The organism is Anaerococcus vaginimassiliensis (assembly GCF_900626155.1).
GTDB lineage: Bacteria > Bacillota > Clostridia > Tissierellales > Peptoniphilaceae > Anaerococcus > Anaerococcus vaginimassiliensis.
In genome coordinates, this window is the sequence record NZ_LR130844.1 from 1,725,728 (window position 1) to 1,738,757 (window position 13,030).

Annotated in this window: 12 protein-coding genes and 1 pseudogene; 4 read left to right on the forward strand and 9 right to left on the reverse strand. The window is 30.6% G+C overall.

The window, feature by feature from the left end:
* Window positions 1-82: 82 nt before the first annotated feature.
* The 6 genes from E0D87_RS08510 to E0D87_RS08530 all read right to left on the reverse strand — a co-directional run bounded on the left by E0D87_RS08510 (window position 83) and on the right by E0D87_RS08530 (window position 6,909).
* Entirely contained in the window at window positions 83-1,576 is a 1,494-nt protein-coding gene (locus tag E0D87_RS08510; RefSeq protein ID WP_130820098.1) for a recombinase family protein, read from the reverse strand.
* Window positions 1,569-3,239, reverse strand: coding sequence for a recombinase family protein (locus tag E0D87_RS08515; RefSeq protein WP_130820099.1), 1,671 nt, complete (start codon window positions 3,237-3,239; stop codon window positions 1,569-1,571). Before E0D87_RS08515 ends, E0D87_RS08510 begins: the two co-directional genes overlap by 8 nt.
* Complete coding sequence (locus E0D87_RS08520) at window positions 3,239-4,909, reverse strand: recombinase family protein (protein WP_130820198.1); 1,671 nt, start codon at window positions 4,907-4,909, stop codon at window positions 3,239-3,241. Before E0D87_RS08520 ends, E0D87_RS08515 begins: the two co-directional genes overlap by 1 nt.
* A gap of 100 nt (window positions 4,910-5,009) precedes the next feature.
* Window positions 5,010-5,231 carry a hypothetical protein gene (locus E0D87_RS09150; protein WP_207278289.1) on the reverse strand — a complete coding sequence of 74 codons (222 nt, stop codon included), beginning with the start codon at window positions 5,229-5,231 and terminating at the stop codon, window positions 5,010-5,012.
* A 475-nt stretch (window positions 5,232-5,706) separates the two neighbouring features.
* Window positions 5,707-6,117 carry a sigma-70 family RNA polymerase sigma factor gene (locus E0D87_RS08525; protein ID WP_130820100.1) on the reverse strand — a complete coding sequence of 137 codons (411 nt, stop codon included), beginning with the start codon at window positions 6,115-6,117 and terminating at the stop codon, window positions 5,707-5,709.
* A gap of 270 nt (window positions 6,118-6,387) precedes the next feature.
* Entirely contained in the window at window positions 6,388-6,909 is a 522-nt protein-coding gene (locus E0D87_RS08530; RefSeq protein ID WP_341272807.1) for a hypothetical protein, read from the reverse strand.
* A 188-nt stretch (window positions 6,910-7,097) separates the two neighbouring features.
* On the opposite strand from E0D87_RS08530, the gene E0D87_RS08535 reads away from it, so the two are divergent.
* Genes E0D87_RS08535 through E0D87_RS08550 form a run of 4 tightly spaced genes read left to right on the forward strand, consistent with a single transcriptional unit; the run spans window position 7,098 to window position 9,622 of the window.
* Window positions 7,098-7,499 (forward strand): helix-turn-helix domain-containing protein, encoded by a 402-nt coding sequence (locus tag E0D87_RS08535; protein WP_000852880.1) that lies wholly within the window; start codon window positions 7,098-7,100, stop codon window positions 7,497-7,499.
* 8 nt (window positions 7,500-7,507) lie between these two features.
* A complete protein-coding gene (locus E0D87_RS08540; RefSeq protein WP_130820101.1) occupies window positions 7,508-8,056 on the forward strand; it encodes an ImmA/IrrE family metallo-endopeptidase in 549 nt (182 codons plus the stop codon).
* An 8-nt stretch (window positions 8,057-8,064) separates the two neighbouring features.
* Complete coding sequence (locus E0D87_RS08545; RefSeq protein ID WP_130820102.1) at window positions 8,065-8,547, forward strand: ligand-gated ion channel; 483 nt, start codon at window positions 8,065-8,067, stop codon at window positions 8,545-8,547.
* The gene (locus E0D87_RS08550; RefSeq protein WP_130820103.1) at window positions 8,540-9,622 is read left to right on the forward strand and encodes a virulence RhuM family protein; all 1,083 of its coding nucleotides are present in this window, start codon (window positions 8,540-8,542) and stop codon (window positions 9,620-9,622) included. Before E0D87_RS08545 ends, E0D87_RS08550 begins: the two co-directional genes overlap by 8 nt.
* Window positions 9,623-9,708: 86 nt before the next feature.
* Here the strand turns inward: E0D87_RS08550 and E0D87_RS09290 are convergent.
* The 3 genes and pseudogenes from E0D87_RS09290 to E0D87_RS08560 form a co-directional block, all read right to left on the reverse strand.
* Window positions 9,709-9,874 (reverse strand): annotated as a pseudogene (locus E0D87_RS09290) (sigma-70 family RNA polymerase sigma factor); the annotation flags it as partial.
* 9 nt (window positions 9,875-9,883) lie between these two features.
* Window positions 9,884-11,620: an ABC transporter ATP-binding protein gene (locus tag E0D87_RS08555; RefSeq protein WP_130820200.1), complete on the reverse strand. Its 1,737-nt coding sequence runs from the start codon at window positions 11,618-11,620 to the stop codon at window positions 9,884-9,886.
* A partial coding sequence (locus E0D87_RS08560) for an ABC transporter ATP-binding protein (RefSeq protein ID WP_130820201.1) occupies window positions 11,613-13,030 on the reverse strand: 1,418 nt, incomplete at its 5' end. The genes E0D87_RS08560 and E0D87_RS08555, both read right to left, overlap by 8 nt.

The window sequence follows — 13,030 nt, forward strand, 5'->3', positions numbered from 1 at the left end:
TTTCATTTTTGTAGAAATTTGTCTAACGCATTATTTGCTTTCTTTATCTTATTTAAAAGAGAGTGATTGCTCACCCCCTTCGCTACTTCCATATTATGTTCAACACTTCGTTTCCTTCACAGAATACTGAATCTATATATTTCTCCATCAATTCTCTGGTAAGTTTAGTGTTGTCTATTACTTCTTTTTCTTCTTTTGCTTTTTGTATTTTTTCTTTTATTGCTCGTATTTCTTCATCTATCAATTTTTTAGAGTCGATGAATTTTTGTCTATTCATCTTGCCTAATTTATACTTCTCAAAATTTTGCATTTTCTTAGCTTCAAGATCTTCGATAGATTTTTCCATAGGTTTAACTTTTATTTTTTCATCTTTGTTTGAATCTTCTAGACCATATTTTTCTTTTATTGCTTCAAATACTTGCTCTTCAAGGCTTCCTGCTCTTGAGTTCTTGTGTTTTACATTATTACACTTACATATCCTACAAGTAAAATATGTGTGGACTCTTATAGTTCCATCTTGTCGTTTTCTTTTAGATTGAGTACATCCTAGAATGTGGTTACAAGTTGGACATTTTGCAAAACCTTGTAGTGGAGATTTTTTCCTCCATTCATAATCGGTATTCTTACCTTTCATAAACAGATTCTTCTCTTTAATCTTTTGAACTTTTTCAAAGTCTTCTTTAGATATAATAGCTTCATGGTTATTCTCAACTCTTCCCCATTCTTCTTTTGGTTTAAACTTAAAAGAAGACGGATTTAACACTGACTTATCTTGCATATTGAAGGTGTAAGTTCCAGTATAATTTTCATTTGCTAATACATCTATTACATTGCCATTAGTCCAAGTTGGTCTAGGTTTTTTCGCAGTCCTAATAATTGAATATTCAAAATCAAGATTGGTTAGTTCGCTCTTTCTTTTTGATGGTGTTGGAATTTTTTCTTCATTTAATATCTTAGCTATATTTCTTGAAGATATTCCATCTAATGCAAGTTTAAAAATCTTCTTTACTATCCAAGCAGTTTCTTCGTCAACTATGATTTTATGTTTATCATTAGGATCTTTCATATATCCCAATGGTGGACTCCAAGCTAAAAACTTTCCTTGCTTTTTAAGTGTGGTCATAGATGACTTTACCTTCTCAGAAATATCTTTTGTGTAGAAATCATATAATAGTCCCTTAAATTGAATATCTAAATCTGTTCCATTTCCTTTTTCTTTGTCACTATCATAGCCATCGTTTATGGCGATAAACCTTACTCCTAGGAATGGAAATATATTTTCAAGATAATCTCCAAGTGTTATATAATCTCTCATAAATCTGGACAAGTCTTTTACAATTATTGTCTGGATGTTATTTTTCTTTACATCTTCAAGCATTCTTTGAAAGGCTGGTCTATTTTCATTTGTTCCAGAATATCCATCATCGACATATTCTTCTCTTGTGAAGTTCTTAAATTCTTCGTTTTTATCGAGATAATCGTTTAGATATGCTCTTTGGTTTATGATACTTTCACTCTCATCAGTCTTTATCATATCTTCAACGGATAATCTAATATAAAGAGCAATCTTACTCATCGTCTGTTCCTCCTACTAAATTATCTATATTGAATTTAAAGACTATTTCAAATTCGTGTTTATCATAAACTATTATTTTTTCAATCAAGCTATGGATTAAATCGCCAGGAAGCTTTTCCAAATTTTTTGAAGCATATAAATCATTTATCCATTTTGTTGATTTTGAACTTTCTTTTTTAAGTTTTGATATATTAACTTCAATTGCTGAAATCTCGTTATCAAATGTAGACATATGACTTTGAGCAATCTCTCTTCTTAATAGATACTCATCTCTGTCAATCTTCCCTAGACTATATTCTTCATAAGCTCTTTGAATGATATTTTCTTCATTTAGATTTTTTCTTTTAAGATTTTCAATGTCTTTCTTAAAAGTATCTATTGCTTTATTAAATCTAGCTTTAATTCGATTAACAAACTTTGTCTTGCTAGTTGTCTTCATAATAAACTCAGAAATCTTGTCACTAATAGACTGATCTAAATCTCTTTCCATAATGAATACTGATTTTTCAGGTTTTATACTTCCACTAAATCTCTCATTCTGAAATGAATAGTAAAGTCTATCTTTATTTTTACCATAGATACGAGTTCTTCTATTAAGTTCTTTGCCAGTATTATTGTTGATTACAAGACCCTTAAATCTGTTCTCATAGTCCCTATTTTCAAAATTGTGCATTGGCGAACTGAAAACATGATTTTTCTTTCTCTCTCGTCTTTCTCGTAAGATTCTTTCGTGAACTTCCTTAGAAATGATTGCTTCATGTGCATTCTCACAAATTATATACTGACTTTCGTCTACAAAATGTTGTTTAATTCCTTTTGCAAGATTTTGTTGCTTAACTCCTTGTACTAAAGTTCCCGTATAAGCTGGGTTTGTAAGCATTTTAGAAATTGTTCCTTTATTCCATTCAGGATCATTACCTTCTCTATAAACTCTCCCTGTTTTATAATAAATCATTCCAGGAGCATAGCCTTTTTCATTAAAATGCTTTGCGACTTCATATTGGCTTTTGCCTTGAAGAGTTAAATCAAACATCTCTTCAACTATAAATCTAACATTTTCATCAATTACAAGTTTTTGACCTTCTTTAGATTTTTTAATCTTGTATCCATAAGGTGGAACAGAACCTATAAAGTATCCGTTTCTTGCTCTATTGTGTTTTGAGGTTTTTATCTTAACTGAAATATCCTTAGCATACATATCATTGATAATATTTTTAAGAGTAACCTCAAAAGATTTCTTTGAGTCTGTTTCTTTAACTGTGTCTAATTTATCATTAACTGAAATAAATCTAACACCTAAAAATGGAAAAACTTTATCAATTAATCTTCCCATCTCAAGATATTCTCTTCCAAGTCTTGATAAATCTCTGATAATAATACAATTGATTCTTCTATCTCTAATATCTTGCATCATATTCTGAAATGATGGTCTTTCAAAGTTTGTCCCACTATATTCATAGTCAGTGTAAACTTCTAAAACATCTATATTTTCTTTTAATGCATATTCTTTACAAGACAGGATTTGAGTTTCTATTGAGTATGATTTTTCTCTCCACTCTTCTGTTCTTTCGTTAGATAGTCTTGTATAAATTCCGGCCTTAAAGACTTTTCTTTCTGTCTTTTCACTTTTCTTTTCAATATATCTTTTGGAAGTTCTTGCCATTATAAAACACCTCCAGCTAATTGCATTGGAGTCTTATTTTCAAGAGCATTTCCAAAGACCTTATTTATTGAAATCAAATTCTTCTTTACTTCGGACTTGCTTTCACTTTCTTCTTTTATAAGAGTCTTCAGTAAGTTAACTGTTTCCAAATTATTAAAGACAAAATTAATCTCATTGTTTTCTCCGATTTCAATTCTATCTATAAAAGATACAATTGTTAGTCTATTTAGACTGCTTAAATCAGTGGGAACAATTTCGGAAACCAAACTATCCTTGTTTTTCATCTTTTCTTGCAAATTGGCAAGTATATTTTTCTTTGTAGCAATTTGTTTCTCTATTTCCCTGATTTTAATAAGATAATTTTTTCTGAACCTTTCAAACTCTTCAGAAGTTATAAGTTCATCTTCTAAGTCCATATATAAAGATTGTCTAAGTCTTTCATACTTTCTTTTTTCTGAGTTTAAGCTTTCAAAATCAATGTTAAATGTTACTTTTGATACATCTAACTTATTAACTTGACTTAGTAGTTCATTATATTTTTTTAAATAATCTTTAAGTGCAAAAAGAGTCATATCCAGTAGATAGTCTTCTTTTATACTATGTCTTGTGCAATCTCCTTTGTTATTATAGTGAGAACAAATATAAAAAATATTATATCCATTCTTGGACTTAACCTTTCTTCTAACCATTGAAGATCCACAATCTTTGCAATAAAGCATTCCTGATAAAATGTGTGGTATATCTGCCGATTGTTTTACATCTCGAAGCATCATCTTATTAGCCAAAGCATAAATGCTTTTTGAAATAATAGGCTTATGAGAGTCGTTTATTACAATCCAATCTTCTTCATTTACTTCTACTTCTCTCTTAGACTTGTAATTTAGTTTTCTAGTTTTTCCTTGTTCAAGCACTCCAATATAGACCTTGTTTGTAATAATCCTATTGACCATTTTTGCATCCCATTTAGAGTCTTTAACAATAAAACCAGTAGTATGATTATCACCAGAATTTTCTTTATGCTTAGATGGTGTTACACAACCTATGCTATTTAAAAAATCTGCAATAGCCTTAGACGAATAACCGTCTATCTTCATATTGAAGATTCTTTCAATTATATGTGAAACTTCTGTATCAACGACTAACTTATGTTTGTTTTTGCTATCCTTCTTATAACCAAAAGGAGCAAATGCACCAATAAATTCACCATTCTTTCTTTTGATCTCTTTTGAAGATTTAACTTTCATAGAAATATCTCTACAATAAGAATCATTAATAAAGTTTCTTATTGGAAGAATTAAGTGTGTATCGCTTACATCTGCATTTTCACTGTCATAGTTATCGTTTACGGATATAAACCTTATACCTTTTTCTGGAAATATCTTTTGTAGATATTTACCTGATTCGATATAATCTCTCCCAAAACGGGATAAGTCCTTCACAATAATTGTTTTGAACTTCTTTTCTTCAAGATCTTGAATCATCTTCTTAAATTTTGGTCTGTCAAAATTAGATCCTGAAAAGCCATCGTCTACATATTCAGCAACAACTTTAAAATCATTGTCCCTTGCATATGATTTGATAATCTGTCTTTGATTTGAAATAGAATTACTTTCTGAGCTATCTCCATCCTCTCTCGATAAACGAAGATACATACAAGCAAATTTTTCCATCACAAAACCTCCTTAATTTGTATTTGGGCAAATAGTCATTAAGGAGTTCTTCTACCACTTATATTTTACCGCACCCAAGTTTTTAAGTCAGCACCCCAGCTTATAGTCTTATACAAGCTCTACATAAATAAAGCTCAACAATATCTAGTAAGTCGAGGGACTCTTTATCACTTTGAGTGTAAGTAATTTTTTTAGAATAATCTTCTTTTGATATTTGCTCTTTAGGTTTATATTTCTTCTTTTCTTTTGCATTCATAGGTTTTACCTCACAATATAAAATTAAAGTTTTTTGACATTGACAAGTGCCTTGGATTAGCAACATAGGAATCTCACCTCCGCCTCTGTTCAGGATGAGCCGGCTTCAACCTTAGAAGTATCATTATCCTCATTTTCTTCATAGCGAATAGGGTATCCCTCCCTATATTCAAACTCTTACTTATCGCTCCCTTTCTTCTTCCCTTGCTTTTAGCTTAGCAGTACTTGTTTTGCCGAATTATTCAGCAGAAAGATCTTGGCGGATAAGTTATCACGCTCCAAAAATGATTAATGTCTTGTCTTGGTCTATTCAATTGTTAAGGTTCAAAATTTATCGAGAGCTATTAATCTTTTTAATATTTGACCATCAGAAAATACTTATCTTGATGAAACAAAATTGTTAAAATCACCCTCTTATACTTAACAGTGAAAAGAAGTCTTTCTTGGTAACCAATTTTCAAAAATAAATTTGGTTATATAAAAAGGTCCAATTCCCACTGTATAAGTAACAGTGAAAATTAGACCCTCTTGGTAACTGTCATCTAAAAGTCTTCTAACATTTCCTTTAATTTTTCTAAGACTTTATTACGCCTTTTAATAACAGACGGATGAGAAATATTCAGTTTAGCAGCTACTTCTCTAATTGTTTCTTCTTTATAAAAAAGACTTTCTATTAGGTCTCTTTCAGCAGGATTGAGTTTAGAAATAGCTCTTCTTACTTCTTCAATCATTTCCTTTGTTTCGATAATTTTTTCAACATCAAATTCCAGATCTTCTAAATTTTCTTCAAAATTACCATCATGATCATAGGAACAAAAAAAGAAACAGTTATTTATCCTGTCTCTTCTCGTTTGATATTTCTCTTTATTCAATTCACTATGATAGGCAAGATACACTTCCTTGCTAACTATTACTTTCTTTCCTTCTACAAATAAATAATATTCTTTGTCCATTAATTTTTCCTCCTTGTTGACACGAATTTCTTTTGTTTGAAAATGAAATTCACACAAGGAGGACTTCTAATTCTTTGCATATATTCTCCTGGGCATAAAAAAAGACCGAAAGAAAATAAATTCTTTCAGTCAATGAATGCCAATATTAAATTTAGGTGCTAATCACCCATCATGGATATTATATATGCACTTAAGTACACATAAAATTCGTATATGGTACTTTTTTCATTCGGAAATAGTACGCAATAAGTTCGTCTTAATTTTAATTTTTTAGATGTTCATTATATCATCAATGCTACGACCGTCTTCAAGTTGACTAATAGCAGTTGGTAAAGTATAACCCCAAATTATTACACCAACCAATGCAATGGCTTCCTTCTTTCTTTGATAATAAGCAGTTCTCTCTAAAGATACACTTCTCATACAAGCTTCATCAGTAATCTTTTTTTCAGAAATGTAGTAGTTATAAATAATCTTATGATAGATTTCTCCATACTCTGGATAAACTTTTAGCCTAACACAGGCATCATAAATTATTAAAAGCATAAGCTTACTATCCATTACATTGGATACTCTATTATTAAACTTTTCTTCAACTCTTTCTGGAGCAAATGTGGAAAGATACAAGTAAGCAGATTCTGAAGTTGATCCATAGTTTTCTTTACTCTCAAACATCATAAAATTTGCCCTGCTATCTACTGCCCAGGTAACTTGTCTATATAAACTTAAAATAAGTTTTGCAGCTGAACTAATCTCTTCAAATTTCAAGTTACTATCTGCATACATGTCCATTATATTCTTTAAAGTTTTACTTATTCTCAATCTAATCACCCCAATACAACTTATTTACAAACTTGAATGTTTGTGCTATAATATGAATATAAGTTCAGTTTGTATTATATCTCAAATTGAAAAATAATTCAAGCACTATTGTTCGTATTAAAAGTTATAAATGCACATTAGTACAGGAGGTTAAAATTATGGCTTTTGCGGATAGATTAAAGGATTTTCGTGAAAAAGAAAAGTTAAGTCAAGCAGACTTTGCAAAAATGATAGGAATAAGTACAAGAACTCTTGTACATTATGAAGACGGAGAAAGATACCCAAGAGATGTCGAGGTTTACAAAAAAATAGCTGAAGTTATGGACTGTGATTACAACTATCTTTTAGAAGAAAGTGACGAGTTTTTAAATCGAGTTTATAACATGGGTGGTAAAAGAGAATTAGAAAAAGCTAGAGCATTAACAGAAGGTCTAAGCTCTTTATTTGCTGGTGGAGAAATTTCTGACGAAGATAAAGATGCTGCTTTTGAAGCTATTACTCGTGCTTATTGGGAGGCTAAAAGAGAAAACAAGAAATACGGTCGTAAGAAAAAAGATTAGGTGATTTTATGAGCATGAATCGCTATATATATGATAAGGTTAATCGACTTATAAAAAAATATAAGACACGAGATCCTATAGAATTAATAGAAGCTTTGAATATTAACCTGGTATATCTACCTAAAACAGAAATATTTTTAGGAATGTACCATTATATTCAAAGGAACAGATTTATTTTTATCAGTAGCAACACAAATTTTAATAGAAAAACGATATTAGCACATGAATTAGGTCACGATCAACTTCACAGAGATTATTGTATGAGTGGAGGAGCTTTTCATGACCAAACAGTGCTAAACCCTACAAATAAATTTGAAACTGAAGCTAATATTTTTGCAGCTCATTTATTAATAAGTGATGAAGATGTCTTCGATAATATCAATGATCAAGTTTGTGATTATGAAATCGCTGGAAAGTTAGGAGTAGATATAAATTTACTAAATTTAAAAATTTCTGAGTTAGCAAAAATGGGCAAGTTTAATAAACCAGTTAATGTTAATATACCTCAGGGAGATTTTCTTAAAAACTATCGCCCTGAACATGATGATTATTATTAGGAGACTCTATGGGAATTTTTATTGCAGGATATATTTTATTAATCCTTTCTGGAGTAGTTTTCTACTATCTCATCTCTACCTACTCTGTAAAAATCTCAGCATTTTTGATTGATTTTATAGTTGTAGGTTTAGGATTTTATATATCCATAAAAGATAAACTAGATAACAAATTAGCTATTCCCCTTTCAATTACAGTAGTAATAATTTATGGAATATTGCTAGTTTTAATAAATCAAAAGCTACCAAAAATCAGTAAACTTTTAAACTATATAATTGCTTTTATAGGATCATCAGTTGCCCTATGGTTGGCACTTGATTTTATAACAAGCACGCTAACCGCTTTTAAAATAATAGGTCAAACTTATCATCAATTACCAATAACAAAAAATATGATGATAAATTCCTTTATACATTATGTAATTGTATTCTTAATTAGTATTCCAGTGTTTAAAGGTAGAATGAAATTTATACTTGGAGGAAATTATGAGTAAAGAAATGGATAAAAATAAAGATGAAAATCATAATAAAAAAGAACTTCAAATCAGATCTTCCGCTGCTGAATACTTGACTTTTATTGCAGCTAATGGTGATGATGGGGAAGCTATCGAAATTAGATATGAAGATGAAAATATTTGGCTTACTCAAAAGATGATGGCAGCTCTTTATGATGTTAATGTAGCCACAATAAATGAACATCTTAAAAAAATCTATGCCGATAGTGAATTACAAGAAGAAGCAACTATTAGGAATTTCCTAATAGTTCAAAAAGAAGGTTCTAGAAATGTTTCAAGGGAAACAAAGCACTATAATCTGCAAGCAATTATTGCAGTAGGGTTTAAAGTAAATAACGAACGTGCAGTCCAATTTAGAAAGTGGGCAAACCAAATTGTAAAAGATTTCACAATTAAAGGTTGGGCAATGGATGATGAAAGACTCAAAAATTCTGGCACAAAACTTACCAAAGATTATTTCGAAAAATTACTTGTAAAAATTCGTGAGATTAGATTATCTGAGAGAAGATTCTATCAAAAAATCACAGATATTTATGCTACATCTTTAGATTATGATCCATCTGCAAAAGCAACAAAAAGATTTTTTGCAGCTATTCAAAACAAATTGCACTATGCAATTCATGGAAAAACTGCAGCCGAATTAATTGTAGATAGAGCCAATCACAAAACTAAAAATATGGGACTTACTACTTGGGAAGGCTCTCCAAATTCAAAAATTCATAAATATGATGTAGTAGTTGCAAAGAATTATCTAAACGAAGAAGAATTAAATCAAATGCAAAGAATTGTTTCATCATATTTGGATATGGCAGAACTGCAAGCAGAAAGACATATCCCTATGACTATGGAAGATTGGGAAAAAAGATTAAATGGATTTTTGCAATTATGGGATAAAGAAATTCTAAACGATTCAGGAAAAGTATCTGCAGCTCTTGCAAAAAAGCACGCAGAAAGTGAGTTTGAAAAATATAGAATTATACAAGATAGACTCTACAAAAGTGATTTTGATAAATTCTTGGAATTAGAAGATGATACTAAAAAATTAGAAGAATAACTTAATATACGATTAACGGGGTCTGTAAATAATTTTGTGTATCAACCTAAATCCTGATAAAAGGGTAAGGGTTGATACATTTTTTATGCTTCAATCATCATTTGTGTTGCGACAACTTTTTCTACATCAACATTTTCATCTTCTAGATTATCTTTAAAATTCCCATCTTGATTTAGTGACGAAAAAAAAGAGCAAGTGATTTTTCTTGTCCACCTGCTCTAAATGTTTTTCCTGTTCAAAGACTTTAAATATTTCTTTCTATTAATTATTTAACTTCCATGATTCTGCCTTAGCTTTTGCATTTATAAGGTCAGAATAAAGTCCATTATTTTTAATCAGTTCTTCATGATTTCCACGTTCTACTATTTCTCCATCTTTTAAGACTAAAATCTGGTCAGCATTTCTAATTGTCTTTAGTCTGTGGGCAATCATAATTACCGTCTTATTTTTTGTTAATGATTCTATTGCTTCTTTAAGTTTATCTTCATTTTCTGGATCTATATTTGCAGTTGCCTCATCAAAGATAATTATGTCTGCATCTTTTAGCATAGCTCTTGCAATGGAAATTCTTTGTTTTTCTCCACCAGATAGACTTGCTCCACCTTCTCCGATGATAGTGTCATAGCCTTCTGGTAAAGCTTCTATAAATTCATGACATCTTGCTTTTTTTGCAGCTTCTACAACTTCTTCATGGCTTGCATTTTGTTTTCCAAATTTTATATTGTTCTCAATCGTATCTTCAAAGAGATATACATCTTGAAATACCATGGAAATAGAATTCATTAAGTTTTCTATCTTATAGTCCTTTATATTTTTTCCACCAATTAAAATCTCGCCAGAATTTACATCCCAAAATCTTGCTATGAGATTACAAAATGTAGTCTTACCAGATCCAGATGGACCAACTATGGCAGTCATGGTATTTTCTTTTATCTCTGCTGATACATTTTTTAAAATTGGTCTATCATCATAGGAAAATGATACATTTTTAAAGTCTATGTTGTGATTTTTTATAGACTCTGTAATACTTCCTTCTCTCATATCAGGCATTGAGTCTATAAAACCTACAGAATCTATGGCATTTTCGCAAGCTCTTAGGATTGCCATGTTTGATCCTGCCCCGATTAAGCCTTCAAAGATAATAAATGATGCTATAATCATAAGAATTGTTTCAGCAAGTGGAAGTTCACCAGATAAATTTAATTTTAATGATACATAGACCATAGCTACTGTTGTTATTCCCATTACAATTCTTTGAATAACTGTGTATGGTGCTACAGATTTTTCTAGGTCTAAGAGTATTCTTGATGTATCTTTTATAGACTTTCTTAAAGCTCTGTTATTTTCTCCACCAAGATTATAGGATTTTATAACCTGCATTCCTTGTAAAGTTGCTAATACTTCTTTTGTAAGTCTTGTTTGTGTTTCTGTCATTTTGTCTGCATTAGCTGATGATTTTTTCTCCATCATTGATGTAACGATGAAAAATACTATCACACCTGCTACAGCAACCAGTCCTACTTTTACGTTAAAAATTAAAGTTCCAAGGACAAAGACTAAAGTATTTAAAACTCCACCAAGTACAAGAACCAAAAGCATAGGCACCCACATTTCTGCTTGGGAAAGTGAAGATGTAGCAATAGTAGTTAATCTTCCTAGTGAAAAGCTTGAAAAGAAACCCATAGGAACTCTTTTTATTTTTTCTCCTATTTCTATTCTCTTATGGGCTGCCATAAAATATCCAGCGTGTGTTTGTGCCATTTGTGATGATTTTTGTGTCATTATCTTTCCAACAAGGGATATAACTAATATTCCAAGACAAATAAAGATAGCCTTATAGTCTAAAGTTTTAGAGAGTATATTTACCAACATATAGTAAATTGCACCAAATTGTAGAGCATTAAATACTGCATGAAAGAATCCAGCCAGAATAGATTTTTTAATATTTGCTTGTTCTTCCTTAGAAAAATTCCATATCTTTTTAAACACCTTAAGCATTTTCATCACCCCTTACATTGGCATCAACCATTTCCTTATAAAGCTCTGATGACTTTAATAGTTCTTTATGATTTCCATAAGAATCCAATTTACCATCTTTAATAACAAATATCCTATCTGCATCAACAATTGTCTTTAACCTATGAGCAATTATGATTAAAGTTTTACCCTTAACTAGATTTGCCAAGGCGTTTTGTATGAGAGCTTCATTTTCAGGATCTATATAAGAAGTTGCTTCATCTAAAATTACGATTGGTGCATTTTTTAGCATGGCACGAGCAATAGATATTCTTTGTCTTTCTCCTCCAGATAGATGACCTCCACCTTCGCCAACTCTTGTATCATAACCATTAGATAGATTCATAATAAAATCATGGCAGGCAGATTTTTTACATACATCTATAATTTCTTCGTCAGAGGCATTCTTATTTCCAAGCCTAATATTTTCCTTTATAGTCATATCAAAGAGGAAATTGTCTTGGGATACAAAAGAAATAAGTGAAGACAAGTTTTCGAGCGACACATCTTTTGTTTCTACTCCGCCAATTTTAATAGATCCCTTATCTACATTCCAAAATCCAGCAATAAGTTTTGCTATTGTGGACTTGCCTGACCCAGAAGGACCAACGAGGGCTGAAACATTAGATTCTTTTATTTCCATAGAAAGATTATCAATAACTTTCTTTTTCCCATCGTAAGAAAAGTCTACGTCTTGAAGTTCTATATTATAGGATTCTATTTTTTCTCCCTTGTCAACATTTTCTAACTCTCTTGAATTTAAAATTTTTCCTATTTCAGAAGTTATAGTTGATATTCTTGACATGTCGTCCATATAGTTCATGATTTTTAAAATGCTAGAAACCGTAGCAAAGGATAAGACGATTAAGGTAATTAAATTTCCTAAATCAATACTTCCATTTATATAAAATAAAATCCCAAAGGGTATGATGGTAATAATTCCCATAGGAGAAAGTAATCTACCTATGGCAACCCTATTCATAGATTCACCCATCCAGTTATAATAAAAGCTTGCATTGTCATAAACTGCATCAGTGTATTTTTTATAAGATGATTCGCTTTGATTAAAGGTCTTGATTACTTCAATACCGTTTATATACTCGACAATAGAATTATTCATGTGTTGACCAATAGCAACTGACTTTCCAAACATTTCCTTATAATGAGCATTCATAACAGACATCATGGTAGCCATTCCTACCACAAATGGAATTAGTGATAATAAAGTTAAACGCCAATCTAGTGTAAACATGTAAATAAACAATAGAATAGGTCCTACTAAATTTGCCGTAAATTCTGGCACTAAGTGGGCAAGGGATGTTTCCATAGAATCAACTTGCTCAACTATAATATTTTTTAATTCTCCAGATGATCTTGATAGTACATCTCCCA